Origin of the sequence: Agrobacterium radiobacter (assembly GCF_040801995.1) — a bacterium.
In the GTDB taxonomy this organism is placed as follows: domain Bacteria; phylum Pseudomonadota; class Alphaproteobacteria; order Rhizobiales; family Rhizobiaceae; genus Agrobacterium; species Agrobacterium radiobacter.
The window spans coordinates 112,448-138,556 of record NZ_JBEGHX010000002.1 but is presented as its reverse complement, the minus strand read 5'-3'; the positions used below and the strand labels follow the sequence as shown (position 1 = coordinate 138,556).

Sequence of the window (26,109 nt, the reverse complement as noted above, 5' to 3'; positions counted from 1 at the left end):
ACGCCGTTCTATTGGCAGTCGGGGCGCTCCAGATCCAGAACCGAGACGCCCAGCCAGCGAGCGATACTCTCTTCAAGTTCCGCCTCGTCGGGGGTGGCGTCACAGGCCCATGCGACAATGCCATCGGGGCGTACCAGCAAGGCACTCAGTCCCATTCGATCTTCGGCATTCACCGCAACGTAGTCTAGCCGATCAGACCAGCGTTCCGCGACATTGCCGAGCATTGGGCGCGTATCGAAATCGAGTAGCACCGCATGGCAGCTCCGCAGGTGCTCATTCAGTCTTGTGCCGTCAAGGAGCGCGAAATCCGGCGCGCTGCGGCCGACAAGGGCTTAGGGAGAGGCAAGATCGTAGCGGATACCGATGCCACAGACGCGCTCGGCGAAATAGGTTGCGCCATCGCGCGTGGCGGCGAGATCGCGGATGATGCCTTCCAGCGCCCGCGAGCTTCGGCTGGGCCGCATCAGCGCCACCTGCGCACGCGACCAGTCCAGAACCTGCGAGGCTATGGGTTGGCGCTCGATGGCATAGCTGTCGAGCAGGTCCGGCGATGCGTCGCCGCGGATGACCGCAGCGAGTTTCCAGCCAAGGTTCATCGCGTCACCAAGGCCGAGATTGAGCCCCTGGCCGCCCAGTGGCGAGTGAATGTGGGCGGCATCGCCCGCCAGCAGCACGTGTTTCCGGCGATATTCCACCGCCATGAAGGCGCGGTCGGTCCATGTGGTGGCCAGATCAAGCCTTATTACCGAAACATCCGTGCCCGAGACCCTGCGCAGCACCGCTTCGACATGTTCACGCGTGATCGGTGCGGAACGATGAAAGGCGCCACCGTCGAAATCGGCCATGGCGATCGTACCTGTTGGCGTGAACATGTACATGCCAGCAGCGGTATAGTGGCGGCCGGGCTTCAGCGCCCCGGCATCGGCCAGTTCGACCTGCGCGGAATAGCCGGTGAATTCGGGTTCAGTGCCGGCAAAAACGATCCCTGCCACCTTACGCACTATGCTGCGAGCGCCATCGGCGCCGACAAGCCAGCGGCCCCGAAACACCGCGCCGCCCGCGTGAACGGCGATCCTCCTCGGATTGCTTGAAGCCTTCCACGGCAAACCCACGCCGTATCTCGACGCCCAGAGCCTCGGTCCGCGCCGCCAGAACGGTCTCTATACTCGCCATATCGGTGGCAAGGTTGCTGGCCGAACCGGCAAGGCGATAAGGCCAGCGTTGCGCGTCGATCTGGTCGTGAAAAAACTGGATGCCCGCGAAATGCCCGGCGGGCCGCCGCTGCCCTTTCATCCAGTGCGCCGTCCCGGGCGTATCACGGCCGGCCTCCCGCTCTTTGATCGCCTCGAGCAGACCGCGTCGATCAAGGCTTTCGATCGTCGGCACCGTCAGGCCGCGCAGGCCGAAGGGAGGCCGTTTCAGGGGTGAATCCGGATATGGCGATGCATCGAGAACTAGCACCGAGCAACCGGCCTGCCTTAACTCGTAGGCGAGAAACAGGCCGACCGGGCCAGCGCCGGCGATCAGGACGTCATGAAAACAAATAGAGGGTGTATGCACGGTCGGGCTCCTTCAAGTCGATGTTCGACCGGAGCGTTTCTCCAACCCGAGACCCACACGGACGAACAGATGGATGCACAATGCATCCTTCGTTCGTCGTGGGGATCCCCGACCAGAGGCCAAAGACCAGAGATTCCGTTACCAGAAGGACTTGGGCTTACCAAACCAAGTCTGCCTTTTCCGACGGGGCCAAAATAGCGCAATGATTGGCGGTATGCAACGGATGCAATTGTCGAGGCCAGTGATGGCCATGCCAACGCTCTGGGGGCACTGCGACCTTGCCTAGTTTCAGGAGACCCTCCCGGTCTGGAAACGACCGTTTTAGCCTCGAGGCCAATCGGTTCATGCCTGTGGGCGGGCCAGAGCTCAAAATCATTATTCGCTTAAGCTTGACGTGAATGCTGCGGATGCTCCAACACCTCAATTGCCTATTGCCCCACATAGCGGGCGCGGGGTCGGATGAGTTTGTCATCCGATTTCTGTTCCAGGGCATGAGCTATCCAGCCGGCAGTCCGTGCGACGGCGAAAAGCACCAGGGCCGAGCCGCGCGGCAGCCCTAGACTGCGTCGCAGGCTCACCAGTGCTACATCGCAGTTCGGCAACTGACCGGTAGTATCGTTCATCACCTGCAGAAGCTCATCTCGCTGCGCGTCCGGCGGGAGATGGGGCAGGAGGCCGGCTGCTCGCGGATCGCCGTCCGGGTAAAGTGGATGGTGAAAGCCCGGAATAGCTTCACCGCGTCGAAGCCGTTCATCAATCACCCGTTCTACATCGCTACACCGCTCCAGTTCATCGAACAGAAGTTCGACAAGACTAGTCATGCCGCCATGCATAGGTCCGCTCAACGCCGAAAGCCCCGCATTCAGACACGCGCCGAGCGAAGCGCCTGTAGAGGCGACGACGCGCGCAGCGAATGCGGAAGCATTCAACTCATGATCGGCCTGAAGCACCAGGGCGCGACGGATGATATCCGCGCCTGCCGCATCCTTCTTCCAGGCATCCGCGAGAAGCAGGTGAACCGGCTGCGTACCGGGCTGGCTGAGGCTGCAGGCGCTGGCGACAGCCCGCAGCAGAGCGGCGGCGCCGGACCAGAGACGATTGTTTTCGCGCCTCCAAGTGGTAAGGCGGCCTGCTTCAACAAGAGGGAGAAGCGTTTGGCACCGCTCCGTCAAGGGCAGGGTGCTGACGTAGTTAAAGATTGGCTGTGGCCATGGAGCCGGGGCGGCCTTCACGTCATCGAAAGGGTTACCCTCACCGCAGTCCCATAGCAGACAAGCCACTTCCTCCAGGGTCGCCGTTTGTGAAAGCACAAGCGCGTCCTGGCCGCGATAGCGCAGGTGTCCTTCTGTTATCTCCGTAATCGAGGATTCGAGAACAGGCAGCCCCCAGTCAAGCGCGGTAGCGGCAACCTGTCCGGGACGTCGCCCGACGGTTTTCCTCTTCTTCAGCGTCTCAATGTCATGGGTGCTGTAGAGCTTGCGACGCGGGTCATCCTCAGCAGCGTTCGTCTGGATCAAACCCCGGCTGACATAGGCGTAGAGCGTTGCGCGGCTGATACCGAGCTCGGAAGCCGCGCGATCGGCGCTCATGTATTTGTCGTAAGGCTGCATTCCATATCTCATATTGATTAAAACAATCAATATTGACCATATATATGCAATTCAACATCCTCAAGCGCATTCGTATTCAGATTGAGGAAAATTCAATGTCAGCGATAGCAGCTTTGAGTAACGACAAGACCGTGATCGGCCTTGATGACGTCGTCGCAGCCGAAACTGTACTCAGCCATGTGGATGGGACGGCTGGTGAACTGATTATCCGCGGCCACCACCTTGCAAGCTTGGCAGACTGGTCTTTTGAGCAGGTTCTGGAGCTTCTATGGGCCGAGCAAATCCCCCAGCCGGCGACGGCGCAGGATATTCGTTCTCAGCTTGGTTCGGCCAGGCAGCGGGCACTTGAACTGATTCATCCCCTTCCTGACCTGTCGCGCCTTTCTTCCGTAGAGGCCTTGCGTCTTTTGCTTTCCGCGTTGCCGGATGATGAAACAACCGCACACCATATCATGGCCGTTGCGGCGGTACCGGTCTTTGCCGCGGCAATCATCCGAGACAGGCAAGGGCTAACGCCGATCGCGCCCGATACCACACTCAGCCATTCGGCGGATTTTCTTCGAATGATTTCCGGTGATCACCCTTCGCCAGAGAAGGTACGCGCGCTCGATACTTATCTAACGACGGTTTCCGATCATGGGTTGAACGCCTCGACCTTTACGGCTCGCATCATTGCGTCGACAGAGGCCGGAATGTTCTCATCAGTGGTTGGTGCGCTATGTGCCTTAAAGGGGCCTCTTCATGGCGGGGCGCCGGGTCCGGTGCTTGACATGTTGGATGCGATTGGCGCGGAGGCTGACATTCAACTGTGGCTGGAGGATGCGCTTGCGCGCGGGGAGCGCCTTATGGGCTTTGGCCATCGGATCTATCGTGTCCGTGACCCTCGCGCCGACGTTCTGAAAGGCGCGGTGTCGGTTCTCAAGGACGGATCCAGCCGCATTGCCTTCGCCGGCAAAGTGGAGGCGGCGGCGCTAGCGCTCCTCCAGGAAAAAAAACCTCTTCGGCCGTTACAGACAAACGTCGAATTCTACACGGCGCTGGTACTGGAGGTGTTGGGTTTTCCACGCGACAGCTTTACCAATGTCTTTGCTGCCGGTCGCATGGCAGGATGGACGGCGCATGTGCTGGAGCAGGAACGGACTGGGCGCCTCATTCGTCCGCAGTCCCGCTATATAGGTCCTTCGCCTGAATAGGGTTTCTTTGCCAACGCTTCGTGGGGCACTCGTCGTTGGACGCCCGTTACGCGGCATTTGAGGGTGATGGACATGCCGTCGCCGGCATTCCCTATCGGCATATTTATCCAAAATTTTGTCGCCAGCGCGTCGCCAATCCGACGGGTGAAGCAGCCGGAACGGTCGCCATCGATACCCCAAACCGCTTCCTTTATCTGGTCGAGCCCGATGGCGCAGCCACGCGTTATGGTGTCGGCATTGGCCGGGATGGATTTGCGTGGCAGCGGCGGGGGTATCATCCATTGGCGCCAGCCATGGCCGAGATGGAAGCCGCCAGCCAAAATGAAAGCCCGCCAGCCGGAGCTTGAAAAATACTCGATTGCCAATGGAGGCATGGACCCCGGCGTGCAAAACCCGCTCGGCGCAAGAGCCTTGGATATCTTCCAGAATGGGCAGGATACGCTTTACCGCATGCACGGCAATCCGGAATGGAAGTCCATCGATAAAGCGGTTTCTTCGGGCTGCGTGCGTCTCTTGAATCACGACATTGTCGATCTTTATGACCGCGTCCCTTACCACGCGCCGATTGTCGTGCATCACACGCCACTCGTCGGCACGGCGTGATAAGACTTATGAGGCCAGATGGCTCGGCAGTGCGCCTTTACGAACTCAAGGCACAGGCACCCGCAGACCCGGCAAAAGAATGGGAATGCATTCCGCTATCTTGCCGGCACGCGGCCAATGCCCGCCGCTTCGATTAAAGGAGGTTCGGGATCGGGTACGACCGATAATGTGTGTTTGAGACATTTGAGTGCGAAACAGGATCGGGAGTGGCGCACGCCCTCAATCTTATAGAGTTTCCGCCGCAGAAACTGTTCGTAGCCTGCAGTTCCCGCCACCGCCACCTTGATGAGATAATCATATTCACCTGTTGTCAGATAGGCTTCCAACACCTCCGGAAGAGCGGCCATCGCATCCCCGAAACGTTCCAGAACCTCGTCGTCGTGGCGCTCCAGCATCACCTCGATGATGACGGTTTCGGTCAGTCCGAGTTTGGCTTGATCGAGAATGGCGGTGTAGCCGCGAATGACCCCTTCGTCCTCCAGCCGCTTGACGCGCTGCCAGCAGGGGCTGGGCGAGAGCCCTACCTTTTCCGAAAGCTCCGAATTGCTCAACCTGCCGTTCTCCAGGAGGGTACGCAATATTTTGCGGTCAATTCTGTCTAGCGGCTTCGTCATGCCGGCCTCCCCCAACTACGTTGCAAAAAAATCTGCCGTCGATGCGACAGCCTGCGAAAGAAGTGTTTTCCGACGCGCCGTTTGGTGGTGTCATTCGGAAGCACCTTCGGCTGATATTTGAGTACCGTACTGCAAGGTACAGGCAGCAGGGAGGAGCAGGCGTGGCATCGATAGAGCAGCAACATTTTCCAAGGCCGAGAACGCTCATCCATCCCGGCATTTCCGCGCCGGTGCGCATCAACAGCCTTCGCTCGCCATCTGCGCGCCATGTGCGGCTGTTCCTCGCGCCGGGGCGTAGCCTTTACGATGGCATCGTGCGGCCGCTTTTCGAAAATGGCATTGAGAATGCCTCGCTCACCATTCTCGGCGGCTATTTTGACATATTGTCCTATTGCGTAGCCCCGCCCGACCCTTCCGGCAGGGCGGTCATTGCCTATACGAAGCCCATCAACGCCGGTGCTGCCTGGCTTGTCTTCGGCAATGCCACGCTGGGGCGCAGCATGAAGGGAGAGCCGATCGTCCATTGCCATGCCGCTATGCGCACCGCGGCGGGTGTGGTCAAAGGCGGCCATTTGCTGACTGAATCCTGTATTGTCGGCGAAAGCGGCGTTGCCGCCCTGGTGACCTCACTCGACAGTTTCGTGCTGCAGCAGTCCTTCGACCCTGAAACCAATATTCCCCTTCTTCAACCAAAGAACCGTACGGAGCGCGCCGATGAACACGCCTAACACTGTCGAATCTGGCTCCATGGGCCGTGTGGCCTATGCCCGCATCGCGCCCAATGAAGACCTTGTGCTCGGCGTCGAGAAACTGTGTCTTGCCGAAGGTTTTCGAAATGCCTTCGTGCGCGGTGCGCTGGGTAGTCTGGTCGATGCGTGCCTCGGCACGCGCAGCGGCGCGTTCTTGCAGATACGCGGTCCCGCCGTTGAAATCGTCTCCATCGCCGGTGAAGTGCGCGCCCAGCCCGATGGCTCTTTGCGTGCCGCGTTGACCGGCGTCGTCGCCGATACCGAAGGTTCGGTTTATGGCGGTCCCTTCATCGCCGGAGCCAACCCGGTTTGCATGACGTTTGAAGTGACTCTGGAAGAATGGTTGCCTGCGGAAAAACCGCAGGCGGCGTGATTTGCGGTGATGCTGGCCGTTGAGTTGCGCAGCGCAACTCATGCGGCGTGCCCCTGTCTTTCGGTCAGAAGTAGCTCGAAAGTGACGCAGACCGGGTTCTTGCCGCGCACCAGCCGCCCGCCGCTGATATGTGTGGTGAGGTCCACCATCGCAATATCCAGCTTTGCTTGTCGGTCTCCCGACGCGGCCGGGCCGATACGGCCCTTGTTTATGAGGATTTCGCTCGCGTAGGCGTTGAGGCTTGTTCCGTCTTCATAATCCGCACCGACCAGGCTGCCAATTCCATTGACTTCGGCTTCTCGCAGGCCAAACTGGGTAGAGACCTCTTCAAGTGCCGTGCATATATCGGTATTGGGGCGCACTGTGCATAAAAGCGCCCGAAGACCCGAACCCTTTTGGTGGCGCTGTTGCGCGATGGGTGTAAAAAGGGGGAAGTTGGTTTCCTCATCCTTTTGCACATCGAGGATCGCTCCATCTAGCGCCAGAGCTTCAAGCGTTGTTTCTACAGCAAATTCGGTCTCGAAAGGCAGCAGATGCCCCATGGAGACAACGCCGTCGGCACTCTTCCATGAACCATGGCAATGCAGAAACGGCGCACTATCGCGCCGGCCCATATGAAGGCCGGCATTGATGATTGTGCCACCCGGCATGGAAAAGGTTTCGCTATACCATGCGGCATGTGCGTCATCCGGTGCGGCTGCCGGCATGACATATTGCAACCGTTTCATCGGTACGTTCTTCAGTCTGACGTAACCACCTTCGAACCCCAACTCCGCAAAGGCATCGGCAATCGCTTCGTTGGCGCTTACGCCGGACCGGACCGTCAGAGTAACAGGATAGGCGTGGCAGCCGACGGCGCGAAAACGTTCGGGCGTTACCGGTCCGGGATGGACGATGCGACGGGGGAGCTCTTGCGTGCCTGTCTCCGTCATACCGCGAGCCCGGCGGTAATGAAGCCGCCATCCACGGCAAGCACCTGTCCGTTGATGTAGCTTGCGTCATCTGACACGAGGAAAGCCACGGCAGAGGCGATCTCGTCCGTCCTGCCATAGCGATGCATGGGAACGCGGCTATGCCATTGGTTGCGGACATTTTCCGTATGAACCGCCTGGGTCAGCGGGGTATCGACCGGACCGGGAGCAATCGCATTGACGCGAATGCCCGATTGTCCCAGCTCGTTTGCCATCACCATCGTCAGAAGATTGACGCCGCCTTTCGAAGCGCCATAGGCGCTACGGCCACGATTTCCGCACATGCCGGAAACAGAGCTGATATTGACGATCGAGCCGGCAATATCGCGGTCCAGCCAATAACGTGCGGCAGTGCGCGCTACCGCGAAGCTGCCGACGAGATTGACGTCAACGATACGGCGAAATTCTTCGACGCTGGTGTCGACGGACAGTTTGTCGATACCGATGCCGGCGCTGTTGACGACGGCCACCAGATCAACCGCATGATCGGCGCCGCCTGCCGTCAGGGCGGCGAAAGCCTTCTCTATCGATGCCTCGTTCGCAACGTTGCAGACGATGCCGCGCGAGAGATCGATACCGAGCTTTTCGCAGGCTATATCCAGCGCCTCGCGCTTGAGATCCAGCAACCATGGCTGCCAGCCGCGCGCCATCAGGAGCTGCGCGGTGGAAAAGCCGATGCCGGATGCACCGCCGGTGATCGCGACGGCCCCTTTTGTCCCTGTTTTCTCTTGTGTCATACCGTCTCCTCCCGATTGAATGTCACGCCTGTCAGCCTGTCCGCTTTTCTTCGAAAGCCGGCATCTGACCGCGTTTCTCCAGTTCCTCGCGGATCATTTTCTTGGTGATCTTGCCGTAGGCGGATTTCGGCATGGCATCCCAGAACACCACTGATTTCGGCAGCTTGTAGCGGGCCATCTTGCCTTCCAGATAGGCCTTCAGATCGATGGCGGCGATATCCGCGCCCTCGCGGGCCACGCACACGGCCACACCGACCTCGCCCCACACCGCGTCCGGCACACCCAGAACCGCAGTCTCGCTGATGTCAGGATGCATGAGGATTTTTTCCTCGATTTCACGCGGATAGATGTTCGAGCCGCCGGAAATATACATGTCGGAGGCGCGCCCGGTGATGTAGAGGAAGCCGTTCTCATCGCGATGACCAAGGTCGCCCGTGCGGAACCAGCCATTGCGGAAGGCTTTGGCATTTGCCTCGGGATTATCGTAGTAGCCGGCGAAAACGGCGGGACCGATTACACAAATTTCGCCGGTTTCGCCTGCGTCAACTTCCTCGCCCGCATCGTTCTGGATCTGCACTTCCATGCCGGTGCGGTCGAAGCCGCAGGTGCCGATGCGCGTTTCCGGACCGTCCTCGGCGTTATGAAAAGAAGGCGGCAGCACGGTGATGTTACCGGTGACTTCACCCAGGCCGAAATATTGCACCAGCACCGGGCCGAGCTTTGCAAGCGCGCGCTTCTGGTCCGCGCGATACATCGGCGCGCCGGCATAGATGACATAGCGCAGTGAGGAGTGATCGAAACGATCCACAGAGGGGTCTTCGACGAGCATTTTAAGGATGGTCGGTACAGTGAAGGCGTTGGTGATACGCCATTTTTCGATCAGCGCCCAGACGGCGGGCACATCGAGCTTTTCCGCCGCCGGAAGCACGGTTTTCGCGCCATGCGCCACCTGCACCAGCTGGTGAATGCCCGCACCGTGTGAAAGCGGGGCAACGACGATGGAGGCGTCGTCGGATCCGGTGCCGGGCATCAGATCGCAGAGATGGTTGGTGATGACGAACGCCATCTGGCCATGGGTAAGCACTGCAGCCTTGGGCCGGCCGGTGGTGCCTGAGGTGAAGAAGAACCAACACGGGTCATCCCGATCCACTGCCTGGCTTTTGACTTTGTGCCCCATATGACGGGCCACGATGGCATCGTAATCCTCACCGAACTCAGCCGTGCCGATGGCAATGCTGAAATCGATCGTGCTTGCCTCGTGGCTGGCTTTTGCATGATCGGGAAAAGGACTGGCGCAAATCATGCCGCGCGCCCCGCTGGCCTTCGCCAGATAGGCAACTTCATCGGGCGATTGACGGTAATTGGTCGGCACCCACACCGCACCCACGCGGAAGCATGCGAACATAGATTCGAACATCTGGTTGTTGTTGGAGGACTGCACCAGAATGCGGTCCCCCTTTCTGACGCCGAATTCAGTCTCCAGCGCATGGGCCATTGCGTCGACGCGGGCTTCCATTTGAGCCCAGCTCCAAGTCTTTTCACCCCAGACGAAACCGATATGGTCCGGGTTGCGGCGTGCCGCCTGCGTCAGGAAATGCGAGAGGTTCATCACCCGCGTGGTGGACGGCGCAACCCCGCCCGCGGGATGCTGTACGGCACTTTGCATCGTCATTTCACACGCTCCATGATCGAGACGTAATTGGCAACCGCCGTGCCACCCATGTTGAACACGCCAGCCAGCGAGGCATTGGGAATTTGCATGTCGCCTGCCTCGCCCATCAATTGCATCGCCGCCATGACATGCATGGAAACGCCGGTCGCCCCGACGGGATGACCTTTCGATTTCAATCCACCCGATGGGTTGATTGGCAGGCGTCCGGTCTTCAGGGCCGTTCCATCCTGGACAACGCGATATCCTTCACCGGGCTTCGCAAGCCCCATGGCCTCATATTCGATAAGTTCAGCGATGGTGAAGCAGTCGTGCGTTTCAACGAAAGAGAGGTCGTCGAGCGTTGCTCCGGCAAGTTCCAGCGAGCCGGCCCAGGCGCGGCGCGCGCCTTCGAAGGCCAACGGATCGCGACGGCTCAATGCCATGATGTCGTTGACATGCTTGCGGCCCCGGAAACCGATGGCTCGGTTGAGTGTGGCTGCCGTTTCCTCGTCGGCCAAAATGATCGCGGCAGCGCCATCAGAAATCAGCGAGCAGTCGGTGCGGCGCAGCGGGCCTGCGACGTAGGGGTTCTTGTCCGAAACCGTATTGCAGAAATCGAAGCCGAAATCCTTGCGCATATGGGCATAGGGATTGACCGCGCCATTGGCGTGGTTCTTTGCGGCAATCATCGCCAGCTCTTCCGAGCGGTCGCCATAACGTTGAAAATATGCCTGTGCGATGCGGCCGAACTGGCCGGCAAACCCGCCGGGAATATTGGCCTCCTCCGCACGGTAACAGGCGGAAAGCAGGATTTCGCCCACCTCTGCGGTCGGCAGCGCCGTCATTTTTTCGGCGCCGACAACGAGTGCGATGCGGCCGCGCCCGGCTTCGATGAAGTCCATGGCGCTGTAGAGGGCGGCCGATCCTGTTGAGCAGGCATTCTCGAAACGCACTGCCGGCGTATAGGCGAGGCGCTCATCGCCCATCGCTACCAGGGCGCCCTGAAAATCCTGTTTCGAGAAGCCATTGTTCATCACGCCGACGAAAATGCCGTCGATATCGCTGACATCGACGCCAGCATGGTCTATGGTCGGCGCCACGACCGAAGCCATCAGTTGCTCGGTATTTTCAAGGGCCGACTTGCCGAAAGGCGAATGCGCCCAGCCGACGATCTGCGCTTTGCTCATTTGCTCGTTCTCCTCGTTTGCCGTTTCGTGTCGCCTTCACCGCGCGTGCGGGCGCGGCTGGCCATCATTTCTGCAATGCGTGTCTCGATGCGGGTTACTTCCTCGCGCAGCAGCGCTGCCAGTTCCGGCTGGCGCTCCGGCCGCATGCGGCTGTCCACAGCGGCAATGCTCAGCGCTCCCGCCACAGCGCCATCAGGCGCGCGGATGGCAACGCCAATACCCCAGGAATTAGAAAGGATCAGGCCGGGGTTGAGCGAATAGCCATTGGCTCTCGTCAACTCGACATCACGGCGCAGGCCCTCAAGCGTTATGCCGGGATAATTAGCGGCAATCAGCCCGCTATTGGCCGCAATGATACTTTCCACCTCGGCGTCTGGCAGCGCCGCCAGCATGGCGAGCGAACCCGCACCAATACCCAAGGGGTGTTCGAAACCGGCCTGAAGTGCATGGGTGCGCACCGGCCAGGTGCCTTCTTCGCGGTAAAGGCACAGGGCAAATGTATCTCGGCGCACGGAAAGGAAGCTCGAATCCTCCGAGCGGCGGGAAATGCGCGTCAGGCCGTCCTGCGCCATTTGAAGAAGGCCAAACCGGCGCGATGACAGGCTGCCCAGCACATAGGTTTCTTCGCCGAGGTAATAACGCCGCGTTTCCTCATCCTGCTCCACAAGCCCGGCGCGGATCAGAGCCAGCAGCAGGCGGCGGGCCGTGGGTTTGTTCAGTCCGCTTTCTGTCACGATGACCGAAAGCGCCACGCCGCGTTCCGCGTGCCTCCCGACCATGGAGAGCAGCGCCAGAGCCCGGTCCACCGCACGCGCGCCCGTCAGATCTTTTTCAACCGGGATCGTTGTTGTTGCTGCCATCTCAGGAAAACGCCCCCACCGCACAGCTTTGCCCGCCATCGACCGGCAAACAGACGCCAGTGATGAACTTAGCCTCATCAGATGCGAGAAAAACGGCGGCGCGGGCAATATCGAAGGCATCGCCCATGCGACCCACCGGGACAGCCGCATTGCGCGCCGCCACCATCTCCTCGACAGACGCATATTGATTGCTGATCTGCTTGTAGATCAGTGGGGTGTCGATCATTCCCGGAAGAATGCAATTGGCGCGAATGCCCTGCCGAGCATATTGCATGGCCAGCGCCACAGTCGCCTGATTTACAGCTGCCTTCATGGCGTAATAGGCAAAATAGGGATAGCCGGTCCAGCGAATGGAGGCGAGCGACGAGATATTGATAATGGCCCCGCCGCCCTGCGCCAACATCACCGGCAACACAGCCTTGGAGGTGCGATAAACGGAGCCGATATTGAGATCGACCGAGGCGCGAAAGCTTTCCTCATCCAGCTCAACCGGCCCGCCCATATGGGTCACGCCGACATTATTGTGCAGAATATCGATGCCACCAAAGGCCTCGCAGGTGCGGTCAACGGTGGCCGATACGGACTGTAGTTCCGTGACATCGGCGGCAACCGCAATAGCCTCCAAGCCTTCGCCGCGAATGATCTCAGCCGTCTCTTCGGCTGCGTCAGCGGAGAGGTCGACACAGGCTACGCGCGCGCCTTCGCGGGCAAATTGCACGGCCGCAGCCTTGCCGTTGCCAAAACCCGGCCCCGATGATCCTGCGCCAAACACAAGCGCGCGTTTTCCCGTCAGGCGACCTGTCAAAGCAGTCTCCATTCCAATCGTCAGACATAGTCGGGTTGGCCCCGCTACGGGCGGGGCCAGTTACTCAACGGACCGGTCAGGTCAGGCTTGCACCAACGGCCTTTTCAAGAATGGCCCAGGCTTCATCGCCGTATTTGCCTTTCCACTCGGAATAGAAGCCTGCCTCTTTCAGCGCGGCGCGGAAAAGTGTCGCATCCGTGTCGTTGAAGGTCATGCCCTTGGAAATCAGATCTTCCTTGACCGAGGCATTGAGCTTCGCCACATCGGCGCGTTCATCCTTGCCCGACTGGTTGAGGTTTTTGGCGACGATGGCGCGCAGGTCATCCGGCAAACGCTCCCAGGCGCGCTTGTTGGCCAGGAACCAGAACCCGTCCCACATGTGATTGGTGACCGAGCAGAATTTCTGCACTTCGAACAGCTTTGCGGTGGAAATGATCGCCAGCGGATTTTCCTGGCCATCGACCACGCCGGTCTGCAGTGCAGTATAGACCTCGGCGAAATTGATCGAGGCAGGGGCAGACTTGAACGCCTTGAACATAGAGGTCCAGAGCGGGCTCACTGGCACGCGGATCTTGAAGCTTTCGAGATCGGCCGGCGTGGCGATGGGCTTGGAAGCGCTGGTGATCTGGCGGAAGCCGTTATCCCAGATGGTGTCCATGGCAACGAGGTTCTGCTTGGCAATTTCGCCGCGTACATATTTGCCGAGGTCGCCATCCATGGCCGCCCATACGGAATCATAGTTCGGGAACGCGAAACCGATGCCGCTGATGGAGGCGTTCGGCACCAGCGTGGACAGGATCAGCGGCGACAGCGTGAAGAATTCAACGCCTCCCGAGCGCACCTGGCTCAGCACGTCCGTATCCGCGCCCAACTGGCTGCTGGGGAAGATATTGATCATCACCTGACCGTCGGTTTCCTTGGCGATCCGGTCAGCGGCCTCCTTGGCGCGAATGTTCATCGGGTGCGCGGCAGGCAGATTGTTGGCATATTTATAATTGTACTGGGCAGCGCGGGCGCGCGACACGAAGGCTGTGGCCAGAACGGCGGAACCGGCGCCGGCGAGTATGGTACGTCTGTTGATATTCATTGCTTTCTCCTCCCAAAATAAAGCATGCATCATTCATCGGCGTGGCGGGTGGACCCGCCACGGTCTTAGAGCAGAATGGTCGAAAAGCCGGGGATTGCGGCAATCAGCAGCAGGCCGATGACCATGGCCGCAAGATAGGGCCAGATGGCGCCCATGGCTTCATCCGGCGAGACGTTGCCGATCTTGCAGGCGATATAGAAGCCGATGCCGATGGGCGGCGCCATAAGGCCGATATTCATGGCAACCACCACGACCATGGAATAATGGATGTCATTGATGCCAAGCGTGCGGGCGATCGGGAACATGATCGGCGCGAGCAGAACGATCGCCGGCAGTCCTTCCAGGACGCAGCCAAGGATCATGAAGATCAGGATCGACACGACCATATAGGTCATCCAGCCGCCCGGAAGATCGGTAATCATCGCGGTCAGCTGGAAAGCAAAGCCGCTCTGTGTCAGCCCCCAGGCCATGGCCGATGCACAGCCGAGGATCAGCAGGATCGCCCCGGAAAGGGCCGCCGTCTCCACCAGCATGGAATAGAGCTTCTTGAGGCTGATGCCGCCATAAAGCACCGCGCCGATGATCATGGCGTAGAGCACGGCGATAGTGGACACTTCGGTTGCCGTGGCGACACCGCCGCCCACCAGGCTGCGGATGAGGAAGGGCAGAACGAGCGCCGGGGCGGCAATCAGGGCTGCCTTGCCCACCAGCGGCCAGGGGGTGCGCTTTGCACCTTCCATGTTTTCATGCCGCGCCTTCCAGCGGGCCAGAACGGCCAGCACCAGAAGCAGCACCATGGCAATCATGAAACCGGAGGTGAAGAGACCGGCAATCGACACACCGGCCGCCGACCCCAGGACGATCAGCACGATGGAGGGCGGAACCGTATCGGCCATGGCGGCACCGGTGGCCAGAAGCGCGATCATTTCCTTGGGCTTGTGGCCACGGCGCTTCATTTCCGGAAAAAGCGCCGGTGCAACGGTTGCCATATCGGAAACCTTGGAGCCGGAAATGCCGGAGACGAGAAACAGCGAACCGAGCAGCACATAGGACATGCCCGCCCTGATATGGCCGAACATCGAGGACAGAAGCTCGACAATCGCCCTGCCCATGCCGGTGGCATCGAGCACGCAGCCCAGCAGCACGAAGACCGGCACTGACAGCAGAATGATGCCGGACATGCCCTCGTCCATGCGCCCGATCATCACAATGGTCGGGACCCAGGTGGTGAAGGTCAGATAGGCGAGGGTTCCAAGGCCGAAGCAGAAGGCAATCGGCACGCCCAGCACCAGAAATACCGCAACGAACAGGCCGAGGAAGATCGCCAGATTAAAATTGCCGAGGGATTCCAGCATCGGCGATGCCAGATAGAGCAGGCCGGAGGCAACCGCGACGGTTACAAGGGCCGTGATGATATCGCGCAGCTTTTCCCGCCGGAAAAGATTGTTGAGTACCAGAAGCAGCATGAGACAGGCGCCGACCGGCAGCGCCGCAGCGCGAAACGACATCGGAATATTCAGCGCCGCTGACGTGACCACCCATTCCTCGATGGCGTATTCCATGGCGGGCTTGATGATTGCTGCAAGAAATGTCGCCACCAGCACCAGCGCCAGCGAATTGATATAGCCCAGAACACGTTGCGGGAACATGTTGAGAAACAGCGTCAGGCGCAGATGTTCACTGCGATCGATGGCAATCGCCGCGCCCAGCATGGCAAACCACAGGAAGCACAAGGACGCCGTTTCATCGATCCAGACAATCGGCAGATGCAGGGCATAACGTGACGTCACGCCCAGCAGAAGCAGGCCGATCATCACCGCCAGCAGCACGGCCGCCACGGCCTCGATGGGGCGCATGAACCACGAGCCCGTTACCGGTCCGGTGTGCAACAGTTCGCCATCGAGTACAAATACGTCGTCATTCGCGTCTGCGGTCATGGTCATCGGGGCCTCCTCTCCCACAGAACAACCTTCGCAATAAGATGTCAGCAAAACAGGATGTCCATGCCACGACCGCGACATCAGGATAGCTGTTGTTGCCAGACTGGCCAGACCCCTCCAAAAGTCTGAATGTATCGGTATATTGCCTCCACAATATGGACCACTACAAAACCATGTATCCGGGATACACAGGAATATTTGTGAAATCAACAGTAAATAGACGGATTTGTGCAGTTTATTTGCGCATCTACAAGGTCCATATAGTGGATCATACTTTGTGTTGACCTTCATTCGCTGGTAATGACCATGCAGCACGGCACCTCATGCAAAGGCCAGCCAATGCAGATCGTGTCAGCCCGACCGGGGCAGGCCGCCATACATGCGGGGTGCCTGCGTCGCGCCACGGAGAGCCGGAAGACATTTCTGCTTAGCCTTGAACTGGCTGGGATGGGGAAGGGCCTTGACGTGACGACCACTGGTCGAACTGGGAAAAATGACGGTGGTGCGGCTGAGCACTCTCTAACCGGCAATCCGGGCGTTGATTATCTCTTGAAACTCTCCCGTGCGGAGGTTTTGCGGCAAGGGGATATGTTCTCAGCGATGCCGCCGCCCGGCATTCTTCCTGTCAGGCGCGGGGCGATGTTTCGCCCCGCCTTTTCCCGAACAACCGCGGCGGATTCGGAGCGGCTTTATCTGATGCAGCAGGTGAGCCGCTGGTGCATCCGGGCCGCCCGCCATGCTGCTTTCAGATCAGGGCCAGAATCCGGGCCGGACCGCCGGTTCCGCCACGATGTGCCGGCGCGCCGACGACGACGGTTGCGCCCTTGACCGGCAAAGCCTCGAGGTTGTTGAGGCCTTCGATACCGTAGCGCCCGGCCGGAAGCCAGGAATTGTGAACGGCGAAATCGGCAGAGTTGCCCGGATCCAGCGAAAGCGTGTCGACGCCGATCGCGACCGTGTCGCGCTTGAGCAGAAGGTCGGTTGCCGACTTGCCGAAACCGGGAAAGGCGAATTTTCCGGCGTCGTCGGTGCGGAATGAGGGGCTCTTCACTCTGGTTGCCCAGCCGGAGCGCAGGGCGACGATCGCGCCTGCCGGGATATCGCCATTTGCAGATATCCAGCGCTCGATGTCTTCAGCCTCGATGGTGGAATTGGCATCCTCTTTTGCGCGGTCGGTGATGTCGATGATGACCAGCGGCGCGACAAGTTTCTGCGGCTCCAGCTGATCGACGCTCGCGCCGTCGGCGCTGAAGTGGAACGGTGCATCGATATGTGTGCCAGTATGTTCGTAGATGGTGAGCTTGTGGAGCTGATAACCGTCCTTGGTGATATCAGCTGCCCATTCGTATTCTATGCCCGGTTTGCCGTCGAAGGTGGGAAATGCGGAATCATAGGTGTGGGTGAGATCGATGACCCGTCCGGGTGTTTGCGCAAGCACCGGAGCCGCGAGGCTGCCTGCCGCCACCGCCGTTACACCGGCCACGGCGCCCTTGAACAGCAGGCGTCGTGACAGCATGTTCTTTTTCACGTTCTCGATCACGCAGTGGTTGCACATTCCTCAGTCCCTCCATTGAGAAATCCCTGATCGCAAGCGTAGCGCAAAGATGGGGTGAAGCAAGACAGGACCGTCCCTGATTTTTGACCCGTGTTCAGATGGCGGTTTCGGCAAGCCGCCGCCCATAGGCTGCAATTGCCTTGCCCACCGGCAGGCGGCTTCTCTGATATCGTGAAAGGGCGGTGGGCAGATCGTCCGTTTGCCGCAGGGCGTCGCGCAGCGCCATTGCGTCACCCGCGGCCTTGGAAACGCCCATCGCGGTGTGAGGGCGAACCACAAAGGCGGCATCTCCGACCAGCGCCATGCGCGGCGACACCATCTGTTCAGCCTTATAGTCGAAAATGCCCTGGATCGATGGGTTTTCCTCCGCTTCCACCGCAAGCGCCAATTGTGGCGGCAGAAGGGAGGACGCGTCCCTGCGCAGTTGCTCGCGGCGCTGCTCAGTCAGTTCGCCACGGGGTAGCGAATATTCGAAATGCCTGCCGTCGCGGCCGGTGAAGGTTCGGCCAAGCTCATCAGCTGGTGTAGGACGATACCACACCCAGTTGTAACGGCGCTGTCCCTGTTGTGTCTCACCAAGTGGCCCCGGCACGAGGTAACCCAGAACATGAATTCCGGGTGTGATGTAAAAAGCGAAGCGGTCGAGCAGCAGGGACGCATCGGCCGGTAATCTGGTTTCGGGTATCAGCCCGCGCCAGGCGACATAACCCGCAAAGGCGTTTTCCGAATGGCGATTGACCGCCTTGCGGATTGCCGAACCCAAGCCATCCGCGCCGATCACCAGATCAGCGCGCTCTTCCGTGCCGTCGGCGAAGGACAGCATCACTCCATCAGGGCCTTCCCTAACCGCGTCGACATGGTGTCCCAGACGATAGGTATCGGCGAGGAGGCGGGAGGACACGCGCTCAAAGAGATAGTCCCATGAAATCTGCATCTGCGGCGTCTTCTGGCGCTGGGCCACGCGGCCGCCAGCATCGAGGTAGATGCGCTCCTTCGCAACCACACCGACATGGGTGACGTCTTCGCAGCCGATCTGGTCCAGAACCTCGAACAGGTCCTGCTGCGGCACCAGTCCTGCACCACGCCCGCCGAGGCCGGACGAGGAGCGCTCGTAGACTTTCACATCGTGCCCGTCCTGCTGCAGCAATATCGCCGTGAAAAGACCGGCAAGCGAGCCGCCGGCGATGCAGATTGTCAATGGTTTCATGGCCGTTCCTGTCTTTCGATATTGGTTTTGCGGCGTCGCGCCTTGTCTCAGTGAGAAAAGACCGGCGGATCGGACATGCCGAAACGCCGGTCAATGGGCGGACAGGATGTTCAGCCCGGCATGATCGCCGGCTGGTTTGCGGGAAATTTCGCCACGTCTTCGACGCTGACGTTGAGGTGCTGGGCCACCAGCGCCGGTGGGGTATGCGTCAGCCAGGACGACAGGCTGACCTCCTGGTATTCGGCGGTCTTGAAGACCGCGACGAATTGCAGGTCGGTCTTCCCGGTATTTTCGATGATGTGGCCCTGGCTTCTTTTCACGTAACCGATATCGCCGGCGCGGAAATCGGCGGTCTGGCTGCGCGGGCCCGCGTCGAACACGGTCATCCGGCCTTCACCCTTGATCCAGTATTGCCATTCGTCCGCATTGGGATGCCAGTGCATTTCGCGCACACCGCCGGGCTTGATCGTTTCGATGGCGGCGGCGATGGTTTTGGACACGGTAAAGGCGCTGCTCTCCGCAAGGCGAATGACCCCGGCAGCATTTTCCTTCAGCGGTTTTGATGCCGCGAGCTTATAGGTGAACGGGAATGGGGGAAGTCCCGCGCCGGCAACGGCTTCCTGATCCCTGGAGAGCGGTCCCGGCTCCTTGCCCTGGAAAATCCAGAGGTTCTGCAGCGGAATGTTCCGGAACACGTCCTGCGCGACGCCGAAATTCTTGGCCAGCAGTTCGGGTGAGGTATGCGCCAGCCAGTCCGTCAGAAGCAGGGTGCCATATTCGGACTGGTCGCCTTCGTCGAACACGATGACGAATTCGCAACCTTCAGGGCCAAGTCCCTGCAGCGAATGGGGGTAGCCGGCCGGAAAATACCAGAGATCACCGGCCTCGACATCCTGCACATAGGCGCGACCCTGCGTATCGAGCACGGTGATGCGGCAATGGCCATTGGTCATGATCGCCCATTCTGCGGCACGGTGCCAGTGCATCTCACGAACGCCGCCCGGTCCGAGCCGCATGTTGACGCCGGACACGGCATCCGAAATCGCGAAGTCCGACTTGGTCACCTGACGTGCCCATCCGCCGTTCTGGATACGCTTGGCGGCGTTGTTGAACGAGCCCCAGAAGAGCTGCATGTCGCCCACATCGGTCGCCGGCGGGCTCTGGAAAGATGGAAACTGATCGTTGATCGCAGGGTTCTTCGGGCCGGGATCGCCTAGACCCGCGGCATTGGCATTGATTGCTCCCTCGGCGGGCTGGTCGGGATTGCCGAAAGAGGCTGCCCCGGCCGTGCTGGCGGCAAGGGCGGTGCCGCCGACGGCGCCGATTGCGAGGACTGCGCGTCTGGTCAACGTTTCCATTTCAGAACTCCTTGTTCATGGCGAGTTGGGACGAGGTGTCGATAGAGCGGGTCTGTGATGCGAGCTGGAGCACGGCGATGCGGTCGATCAGCTCGGCATTGAAGAGGCGGTGCTGCAGCTGGCAGAAGGCCTTGGGATCGAGCGCGTCGTGCCGGTCCGTTTTCTGGGCGGCGCGGGTGGCAACGCAGGATGTCTTGTCCAGTGCCGGAACAGCCTGTGCGCCTTTGGACGTTTCACTGAGCGTCGGCGCGGGAGCGGAAAGTCCGCCCAGCCTGTCGATCGCCTGTGGTGTGAGGGTGCGGAAGGCGCTGGCTGATGCGACGTCTTCGGAGGCCGCAAGCGCCGGTTCGCCATTCCTGATCAGGAAAGCATTGCCACCGAGCACGGCAACCGTACCCAGTGCCAACACCGCTGCGACTTTGAGACGACGGGGTCTCTGCTCGTCCGCATTCTTGCTGATGGAGGTCATGCCCTGCTCCTAAAAAGGGTGATGGTGTCGTCAGGAACGTTCGGAGGGGAAGCGCTTGACTGGAGCAAAGGCTACGGCGGAGAAGCGGAGCCGGCATCTATACAGAGGTCTAGTTCGTATAGCGGAAGGTGTTGGCGGCGGGATAAGCGCCGAGAGGCATCCGCTCAACGGCAATGCCTGCCCGGACGGCAGGGCGTCGGGGCATGAAATAACGACGGATTTCACTTGGAAGAGATGCAAGCAGAGCGATGGAAGGCTTGTCTGCGAGCGGATATAGGCTGGCTCGCCCGCTCGGTGGCGAAGCGTCAACCGTCAGGACGGCCGGGCGAGAACGGATTCCAGGCATCCGATCAGACTGACGATATTGACCGGCTTGCCGAGAAAGGCCAAAGCGCCGCCGTTCAAGGCCGCATTCCGGGTGCGCTCATCCTGATAGGAGGTGACGAAGATCATCGGCGGGTGGTTGCCGCGCCTGTTCAGCTCGCTCTGCAACTCGATGCCGGAAAGACCGGGCATTTTGACATCCACGACGATGCAGTCGATGTCCGCCTGCTGCTTCGATTCCAGGAATTGTTCGGCAGAAACAAACAGGCGGCATTCGTAACCGAAGGACATGATGAGATCATCCATGGCTTCGCGAATGGCGGGATCGTCGTCGACGACGGCAATGACGGGAACGGGGGGCAATGAAAGCGACCTTTTCTGTTTTTCTTTCTTTCTCTATGCGCCCATGCCGCTCTCAAAGATACCATACTAAGATACAGGTGGCCTGAACTTCTCGCCGATCAGCTCCGCTTTCCGCACGAGGTCGGCAACCGATCTCGCTTCCATTTTGCGCATGACATTGCCTCGGTGCAGTTTCACGGTGACTTCGCTGATGCCGAGCTCATAGGCGATCTGCTTGTTCATCAGGCCGCGGACAACGGCGCCCATGACCTCGCGTTCCCTTGGCGTCAGCTGTTCGGCAAGGGAGGTGACTGCCTCGTTCTGGGCGCTTTCGCGGCGGCGCGACGCATCCCGCTCCATCGCGGCCGCGACGGCGTCCAGAATGTCCTGTTCCTTGAAGGGCTTGGTCAGAAAATCGACAGCGCCGGCCTTCATCGCCCGCACGCTCATCGGGATATCGCCGAAGCCGGTCATGAAAATGATCGGCATCCGGTTGCCGACGCGTTCCAGCTGCATCTGGAAATCAAGACCGCTTATGCCCGGAAGCCGCACATCAAGCAGCAGGCAGCCGGGCCGGTTCAGATTGGCTTTTTCAAGAAAGGCGGCGGCGCTGTCGAAAGCTTCGGCATCGAACTTCATGGAGCGGAAAAGATCGGTGAGCGCCTCGCGCATCGACACATCGTCGTCGACGATGAACACGATGGGTGACGGCGGCTCCTTTGTCGTCTTGCGTGGCTCAGGCATGTTCCATCTCCTGGCTGATCGGCATGGAAATGGTAAAGACCGCCCCGCCGAGAGGATGATTGTCACCGGTAAGCCTGCCGCCCCGTGCTTCCAGTGTCGTGCGGCAGATGGACAGCCCCATGCCCATTCCCGTCTCCTTGGTCGTGAAAAACGGCGAAAACAGCTTTTCCTTCATCTGCACCGGGAAACCCGGTCCATTGTCGTGAACCGCAATATGAATATTGTCCCTGTCTTCACGCTCCTTCCGAACCGTGATGGTGCGATTGCCGGTGCCCGCCTCGTCCATGGCCTGAATGGCATTGGTGAGAAGATTGATGAGGACCTGCTGCAATTCGATCCTGACGGCCGTTATCGGCGGCGTGGCCGCTTTTTCCACATGCACCGTGGTTCCACTGCGTTCCAGCTCATGTTCGAGAAGGCTTAGCGTTTCGTCGATGAACTCATCGAGGTCGAAGGTTTCCACCTTGCCGCTCGTATGGGCGAGCAGGCTGCGCGTGTTCTGGATGATTTCACTGGCGCGCTGCCCGTCGCGGATCATGCGTTCGGCCGAGCGGCGGGCGGCGGCAATATCCGGCGGATCGCGATCGAGCCAGCGCAGCAATGTCTGCGCATTGACGATGATGGCGCCAAGCGGCTGGTTCAGTTCGTGGGAGAGCGATGCGGACATGGCGCCGACGGCTGCCGCCTTCGAGGCCTTTGTCAGCTCCGCCTGTGCCTCGGCCAGCGCCTTCAGCGCCATTTCGCGCTGGGTGATATCCACCATGCTGACCACCACACGGTTGAAGGAGGCCGCCTCCGCGGGGAAACTGATTGAAAGAAGCACCAGCTTGTCTTCGCCGATGTCGGTGCGCACCACCACCTTGTCTTCGAAAACACGCCGGTTGTCGATGATCGCCTGCAGGACATCGACGAACTTGCCGGACGAAGAAACGACCGATTGCTGGAGGGTGCCGCGGATAGAGGAATCGTAACCCAGCATTTCCTTTCCGGCTTCATTCGATGCAACGACCGTGATGAGATCGATGCATTGCTGCGTAAAACCCGGATTGGCGCGCGCATGGGCCTGCATGTCGGTGATGCCCCGTTGCTTGAGGCCCATCAGCAGGGCGTGAAGCTTCGAATAGTCGCGTTCCCAGAGTGCGACGCGCGTACGGTCGAAAATGGAACGATAACGCTCCTCGCTTTCCTTCAGCGCCGCATTGACGGATAGCATTGCCAGCCGGGCGGTCTCCGTTTTCAAAAGCAGCATGGTTGTGACGGCAAGTGCCGCAAGGGCGACGACCAACCGAAGCGCCGACTGGAAATCCGCATCCTGCGCGTGGGTCGCTGCATAGGACAGGAGGGAAAGAATGGCGCAGGCGCAGGAGATCGCGATCAGTCCCGACCAGCTTACAGTCTGCGCAGCCAAAAGGACCGTGATGACATAAAGCACCGCGATCGCGCCTTCTATGTCGGTATAGGTATCGACGTAAAATACCGCGGCCGCCAGCGCCAGCGCCCCAAGGCCAAAGGCCAGATGGTGGGCTCGGCCTTCCGGCTCGCGCGCGCGAAACATCCTTGACGCAATCGACATTGTTCCCCCGATGCGATTTTTGCCGACAATACGGTTTTTTCAGCACAACCTGACCTATACATAGGTCTTGGTTGCCACCGTCGTCGAAACATCAGGATAGCGGTAAAACGGCACGGCGCTATATCGAAAAATCCGCATATATTGCCGGTCATCCACAGGCCATGCCTGATGGCCCGAGGTGAGGTCCAACCCAAACGGTGGGGAGAAGAGCGCGCAACGACCGCTGCGTTGCGCGCCGGGCCTTCGGTCGTCAGGCGGCTGCCGGGCTCACCGTGATCGGGACACCCTTGTAGGAAGGCGTTCCGGAAAGGCGGTCATAATGGCCGAGCGCCACCACCGCATTCATTTCCGGATAATAGCCTGCGGCCGACCCCTTCGGGATATTGTATTCGACGGCGGTGAAACCCTGAACGAGGTGTCGGTCTTTATTTTCTGGGCCGATGCCGTGAATATCGATGCGATCACCATCCTTCAGGCCGCGCTCCGCAAGGTCGTGCCGGTTCATGAAGATGATGTCCCTTCGGCCGAAGACGCCGCGATAACGGTCATCCATGCCATAGATCGTCGTATTGTACTGATCGTGGCTGCGGATCGTGGTCAGCACGAGGGCTTCCGGATTGGAGATGAGCGGATCTTCTTCAAGCCCCGTGGCGACAAGGAAATTGGCCTTGCCACTCTGCGTGTTCCAGCGGCGGAACGAGGCCGCGACATCAAGGCGAAAGCCGCCTTTTATCCGAACCCGGCTGTTGAAATCCCTGAAATCGGGAAAGACCTCTTCGATCTTGTCGCGGACGCGATCGTAATCGGCAATCAGCCAATCCCAGTCTATTCCATGGCGGCTGCCGATTGTCGCTTTGGCGATGCCCGCGATGATGGCCGGCTCCGACCTGACCAGCTCCCCGGGCGGGTTCAGGAAACCGCGAGAGGCATGCACCATCGACATCGAGTCCTCGACTGTCACGGCCTGCGGGCCCAAGGACTGGGTATCCAGATCGGTGCGTCCAAGGCACGGCAGGATCAGCGATATCTTCGCTGTCAGAAGGTGCGAGCGGTTGAGTTTTGTTGCGATGTGAACGGCGAGATCGAGGTTGCGCATGCCCTTGAAGGTCGCGCCGGTATCCGACATGGCGACGGCGAGGTTTCCACCAAGACAGATTAGCACCCGGGACTCGCCGGCAATGATCGCCTCGACGGCCTCTATGGCATTGTGGCCTTTTTCCGCAGGGGGACGAAAACCGAAAGCGCGCTCCATGCCGTCCAGCAGCGCCTTGTTCGGGATTTCGGTGATGCCGACGGTGCGGTCGCCCTGTACGTTGGAATGGCCGCGAATGGGCGCTATTCCCGCACCCGGGCGGCCCATATTGCCGCGCAGCAGCAGGAGATTTGCGATCTGCTGCACGTTGCCCGTGCCTTTGGCGTGCTGCGTGATGCCCATGCCGTAACAGATGATGACATTGGAGGCGTTCACATAAATCCGGGCAGCGCTTTCAAGCGCCTCCTTCGTCAGCCCACTGACGGAGCAGATGGTGTCCCAGGAGGTAGCGTCGATGTCGGCGCACAGTGCGTCGAGACCGTCGGTGTGTTCTTCGATGAAGGTTCGGTCGAGCACACCGGCACCACCCGCCTTCTGGTTTTCCGCATCCAGTTCGAACACCGCTTTCATGATGCCCTTGAGGGCTGCGAGATCGCCGCCGGTGCGCAGTTGATGGTAGGCGGAGGCGATGGGCGTCGAAGAGAGTGTCGCCATTTCGATCGGGTCCTGTGGCGCGGCGAAGCGTTCCAGCGCCCGTTCCTTCAGCGGATTGAAGACCACGATCGGCACGCCGCGTTTTGCGGCATTATGCAGCGTCGTCATCATGCGCGGATGGTTGGTGCCGGGATTGTGGCCGAAGCTGAAGATCGCATCGGCATGATCGAAATCCTCCAGCGTCACCGTGCCTTTGCCGACGCCGATGGATTTCGGAAGGCCGACGCTGGTGGCCTCGTGGCACATGTTGGAACAATCAGGGAAATTGTTCGTCCCATAGGCGCGCACGAAAAGCTGATAGAGAAAGGCGGCCTCGTTGGACGCCCGGCCGGATGTATAAAATTCCGCCTTGTCGGGGTCGTCGAGCTTGTTGAGTTCCTGCGCGATCAGATTGAAGGCGTCGTCCCACGCGATTGGCTCATAGCGATCGCTTTCGGCATTGTAATGCAGGGGAAGGGTCAGCCGGCCGGCATCCTCCAGCTTGTGATCCGTCCATTGCCACAGTTCGGAAACCGTATGCTGGGCGAAAAATTCGGGTCCGGATCGTTTCGCCGTCGATTCCCAGGTGATGGCCTTGGCGCCGTTTTCGCAGAACTCAAAGGATGAGGTGTGTTTGGGGTCGGGCCAGGCGCAGCCGGGACAGTCGAAACCCTCGGGCTGATTGGCCTTGAGCAGCGTCATCGTGCCCTGCGCGACGATCTGCTGGTGCGCGAGCGTTTTCGCGACGGCTTTCAATGCATCCCAGCCGCCGGCTGGGTGATCGTATTTTTCAATACCTTCGGGCCGTTCTTCCGCCATGTTGGAATTCCTTCGATTTTGCAGATTGACGATTGTCGTGCCCGCTGAGGCT

The 26,109-nt window shown here is 59.9% G+C and carries 21 protein-coding genes and 2 pseudogenes; 4 read left to right on the top strand and 19 right to left on the bottom strand.

Features of this window, described 5'->3' with window-relative positions; all coding sequences use genetic code 11:
- Positions 1–8 precede the first annotated feature (8 nt).
- Both MRBLRC7O_RS14625 and MRBLRC7O_RS14620 read right to left on the bottom strand, forming a co-directional pair.
- A pseudogene (locus tag MRBLRC7O_RS14625) lies at positions 9–1,560 on the bottom strand (FAD-dependent monooxygenase).
- Positions 1,561–1,988: 428 nt separating this feature from the next.
- The gene (locus MRBLRC7O_RS14620) at positions 1,989–3,170 is read right to left on the bottom strand and encodes a citrate/2-methylcitrate synthase (protein WP_223565229.1); all 1,182 of its coding nucleotides are present in this window, start codon (positions 3,168–3,170) and stop codon (positions 1,989–1,991) included.
- Between the two features lie 44 nt (positions 3,171–3,214).
- Between MRBLRC7O_RS14620 and MRBLRC7O_RS14615 the strand changes: the two genes are divergently transcribed.
- Positions 3,215–4,363 carry a citrate synthase/methylcitrate synthase gene (locus tag MRBLRC7O_RS14615; protein ID WP_309957621.1) on the top strand — a complete coding sequence of 383 codons (1,149 nt, stop codon included), beginning with the start codon at positions 3,215–3,217 and terminating at the stop codon, positions 4,361–4,363.
- Positions 4,364–4,392: 29 nt separating this feature from the next.
- Positions 4,393–4,966, top strand: a pseudogene (locus MRBLRC7O_RS14610) (L,D-transpeptidase); the annotation flags it as partial.
- A 95-nt stretch (positions 4,967–5,061) separates the two neighbouring features.
- Here the strand turns inward: MRBLRC7O_RS14610 and MRBLRC7O_RS14605 are convergent.
- Complete coding sequence (locus MRBLRC7O_RS14605; RefSeq protein ID WP_060726479.1) at positions 5,062–5,580, bottom strand: Lrp/AsnC family transcriptional regulator; 519 nt, start codon at positions 5,578–5,580, stop codon at positions 5,062–5,064.
- Between the two features lie 161 nt (positions 5,581–5,741).
- Between MRBLRC7O_RS14605 and MRBLRC7O_RS14600 the strand changes: the two genes are divergently transcribed.
- Together MRBLRC7O_RS14600 and MRBLRC7O_RS14595 are read left to right on the top strand one after the other, a co-directional pair.
- Positions 5,742–6,308 carry a PPC domain-containing DNA-binding protein gene (locus MRBLRC7O_RS14600; RefSeq protein ID WP_060726478.1) on the top strand — a complete coding sequence of 189 codons (567 nt, stop codon included), beginning with the start codon at positions 5,742–5,744 and terminating at the stop codon, positions 6,306–6,308.
- Complete coding sequence (locus MRBLRC7O_RS14595; RefSeq protein WP_060726477.1) at positions 6,295–6,702, top strand: PPC domain-containing DNA-binding protein; 408 nt, start codon at positions 6,295–6,297, stop codon at positions 6,700–6,702. Before MRBLRC7O_RS14600 ends, MRBLRC7O_RS14595 begins: the two co-directional genes overlap by 14 nt.
- A gap of 38 nt (positions 6,703–6,740) precedes the next feature.
- Here the strand turns inward: MRBLRC7O_RS14595 and MRBLRC7O_RS14590 are convergent, their stop codons facing one another.
- The 16 genes from MRBLRC7O_RS14590 to MRBLRC7O_RS14515 form a co-directional block, all read right to left on the bottom strand.
- On the bottom strand, positions 6,741–7,634 hold the full coding sequence (locus MRBLRC7O_RS14590) for a PCC domain-containing protein (protein ID WP_080864998.1): 894 nt from the start codon (positions 7,632–7,634) through the stop codon (positions 6,741–6,743).
- A complete protein-coding gene (locus MRBLRC7O_RS14585) occupies positions 7,631–8,410 on the bottom strand; it encodes an SDR family NAD(P)-dependent oxidoreductase (protein WP_060726475.1) in 780 nt (259 codons plus the stop codon). The genes MRBLRC7O_RS14590 and MRBLRC7O_RS14585 overlap by 4 nt, the downstream gene beginning before the upstream one ends.
- 31 nt (positions 8,411–8,441) lie before the next feature.
- Entirely contained in the window at positions 8,442–10,082 is a 1,641-nt protein-coding gene (locus tag MRBLRC7O_RS14580) for an acyl-CoA synthetase (RefSeq protein ID WP_111797091.1), read from the bottom strand.
- Positions 10,079–11,248, bottom strand: coding sequence for an acetyl-CoA acetyltransferase (locus tag MRBLRC7O_RS14575; RefSeq protein ID WP_060726473.1), 1,170 nt, complete (start codon positions 11,246–11,248; stop codon positions 10,079–10,081). Before MRBLRC7O_RS14575 ends, MRBLRC7O_RS14580 begins: the two co-directional genes overlap by 4 nt.
- Complete coding sequence (locus MRBLRC7O_RS14570) at positions 11,245–12,108, bottom strand: IclR family transcriptional regulator (protein ID WP_060726472.1); 864 nt, start codon at positions 12,106–12,108, stop codon at positions 11,245–11,247. Before MRBLRC7O_RS14570 ends, MRBLRC7O_RS14575 begins: the two co-directional genes overlap by 4 nt.
- A 1-nt stretch (position 12,109) precedes the next feature.
- Positions 12,110–12,913, bottom strand: a complete 804-nt coding sequence (locus MRBLRC7O_RS14565; protein WP_162266699.1) for an SDR family NAD(P)-dependent oxidoreductase — start codon at positions 12,911–12,913, stop codon at positions 12,110–12,112.
- Between the two features lie 76 nt (positions 12,914–12,989).
- Positions 12,990–14,000 (bottom strand): TRAP transporter substrate-binding protein, encoded by a 1,011-nt coding sequence (locus tag MRBLRC7O_RS14560; RefSeq protein WP_060726470.1) that lies wholly within the window; start codon positions 13,998–14,000, stop codon positions 12,990–12,992.
- A gap of 65 nt (positions 14,001–14,065) precedes the next feature.
- Complete coding sequence (locus MRBLRC7O_RS14555) at positions 14,066–15,943, bottom strand: TRAP transporter large permease (RefSeq protein ID WP_003508278.1); 1,878 nt, start codon at positions 15,941–15,943, stop codon at positions 14,066–14,068.
- A gap of 742 nt (positions 15,944–16,685) precedes the next feature.
- The gene (locus MRBLRC7O_RS14550) at positions 16,686–17,495 is read right to left on the bottom strand and encodes a cyclase family protein (RefSeq protein ID WP_107677504.1); all 810 of its coding nucleotides are present in this window, start codon (positions 17,493–17,495) and stop codon (positions 16,686–16,688) included.
- Positions 17,496–17,589: 94 nt separating this feature from the next.
- Positions 17,590–18,702 (bottom strand): FAD binding domain-containing protein, encoded by a 1,113-nt coding sequence (locus MRBLRC7O_RS14545; protein ID WP_087745440.1) that lies wholly within the window; start codon positions 18,700–18,702, stop codon positions 17,590–17,592.
- Positions 18,703–18,812: 110 nt separating this feature from the next.
- Positions 18,813–20,060, bottom strand: coding sequence for an oxalate decarboxylase family bicupin (locus MRBLRC7O_RS14540; protein WP_060726467.1), 1,248 nt, complete (start codon positions 20,058–20,060; stop codon positions 18,813–18,815).
- 1 nt (position 20,061) lies between these two features.
- Positions 20,062–20,529, bottom strand: a complete 468-nt coding sequence (locus MRBLRC7O_RS14535) for a hypothetical protein (protein WP_087745436.1) — start codon at positions 20,527–20,529, stop codon at positions 20,062–20,064.
- Between the two features lie 312 nt (positions 20,530–20,841).
- Complete coding sequence (locus MRBLRC7O_RS14530) at positions 20,842–21,216, bottom strand: response regulator transcription factor (protein ID WP_003508307.1); 375 nt, start codon at positions 21,214–21,216, stop codon at positions 20,842–20,844.
- 66 nt (positions 21,217–21,282) lie between these two features.
- Positions 21,283–21,939 carry a response regulator transcription factor gene (locus MRBLRC7O_RS14525; protein ID WP_060723814.1) on the bottom strand — a complete coding sequence of 219 codons (657 nt, stop codon included), beginning with the start codon at positions 21,937–21,939 and terminating at the stop codon, positions 21,283–21,285.
- Entirely contained in the window at positions 21,932–23,512 is a 1,581-nt protein-coding gene (locus MRBLRC7O_RS14520) for a sensor histidine kinase (protein ID WP_364653781.1), read from the bottom strand. The genes MRBLRC7O_RS14525 and MRBLRC7O_RS14520 overlap by 8 nt, the downstream gene beginning before the upstream one ends.
- A gap of 250 nt (positions 23,513–23,762) precedes the next feature.
- The gene (locus MRBLRC7O_RS14515) at positions 23,763–26,057 is read right to left on the bottom strand and encodes an FdhF/YdeP family oxidoreductase (RefSeq protein ID WP_080866677.1); all 2,295 of its coding nucleotides are present in this window, start codon (positions 26,055–26,057) and stop codon (positions 23,763–23,765) included.
- Positions 26,058–26,109: the final 52 nt, after the last annotated feature.

Excerpts from the sequence above, each read along its gene's own strand:
- MRBLRC7O_RS14570 (WP_060726472.1), bottom strand. The coding sequence starts at position 12,108 with ATGGCAGCAACAACAACGATCCCGGTTGAAAAAGATCTGACGGGCGCG.
- MRBLRC7O_RS14580 (WP_111797091.1), bottom strand. The coding sequence starts at position 10,082 with ATGACGATGCAAAGTGCCGTACAGCATCCCGCGGGCGGGGTTGCGCCG.
- MRBLRC7O_RS14525 (WP_060723814.1), bottom strand. The coding sequence starts at position 21,939 with ATGCCTGAGCCACGCAAGACGACAAAGGAGCCGCCGTCACCCATCGTG.
- MRBLRC7O_RS14620 (WP_223565229.1), bottom strand. The coding sequence starts at position 3,170 with ATGCAGCCTTACGACAAATACATGAGCGCCGATCGCGCGGCTTCCGAG.
- MRBLRC7O_RS14515 (WP_080866677.1), bottom strand. The coding sequence starts at position 26,057 with ATGGCGGAAGAACGGCCCGAAGGTATTGAAAAATACGATCACCCAGCC.
- MRBLRC7O_RS14540 (WP_060726467.1), bottom strand. The coding sequence starts at position 20,060 with ATGGAAACGTTGACCAGACGCGCAGTCCTCGCAATCGGCGCCGTCGGC.
- MRBLRC7O_RS14595 (WP_060726477.1), top strand. The coding sequence starts at position 6,295 with ATGAACACGCCTAACACTGTCGAATCTGGCTCCATGGGCCGTGTGGCC.
- MRBLRC7O_RS14535 (WP_087745436.1), bottom strand. The coding sequence starts at position 20,529 with ATGACCTCCATCAGCAAGAATGCGGACGAGCAGAGACCCCGTCGTCTC.
- MRBLRC7O_RS14520 (WP_364653781.1), bottom strand. The coding sequence starts at position 23,512 with ATGTCGATTGCGTCAAGGATGTTTCGCGCGCGCGAGCCGGAAGGCCGA.
- MRBLRC7O_RS14605 (WP_060726479.1), bottom strand. The coding sequence starts at position 5,580 with ATGACGAAGCCGCTAGACAGAATTGACCGCAAAATATTGCGTACCCTC.
- MRBLRC7O_RS14560 (WP_060726470.1), bottom strand. The coding sequence starts at position 14,000 with ATGAATATCAACAGACGTACCATACTCGCCGGCGCCGGTTCCGCCGTT.
- MRBLRC7O_RS14590 (WP_080864998.1), bottom strand. The coding sequence starts at position 7,634 with ATGACGGAGACAGGCACGCAAGAGCTCCCCCGTCGCATCGTCCATCCC.
- MRBLRC7O_RS14555 (WP_003508278.1), bottom strand. The coding sequence starts at position 15,943 with ATGACCATGACCGCAGACGCGAATGACGACGTATTTGTACTCGATGGC.
- MRBLRC7O_RS14585 (WP_060726475.1), bottom strand. The coding sequence starts at position 8,410 with ATGACACAAGAGAAAACAGGGACAAAAGGGGCCGTCGCGATCACCGGC.
- MRBLRC7O_RS14615 (WP_309957621.1), top strand. The coding sequence starts at position 3,215 with ATGCAATTCAACATCCTCAAGCGCATTCGTATTCAGATTGAGGAAAAT.
- MRBLRC7O_RS14575 (WP_060726473.1), bottom strand. The coding sequence starts at position 11,248 with ATGAGCAAAGCGCAGATCGTCGGCTGGGCGCATTCGCCTTTCGGCAAG.
- MRBLRC7O_RS14545 (WP_087745440.1), bottom strand. The coding sequence starts at position 18,702 with ATGAAACCATTGACAATCTGCATCGCCGGCGGCTCGCTTGCCGGTCTT.
- MRBLRC7O_RS14550 (WP_107677504.1), bottom strand. The coding sequence starts at position 17,495 with ATGTGCAACCACTGCGTGATCGAGAACGTGAAAAAGAACATGCTGTCA.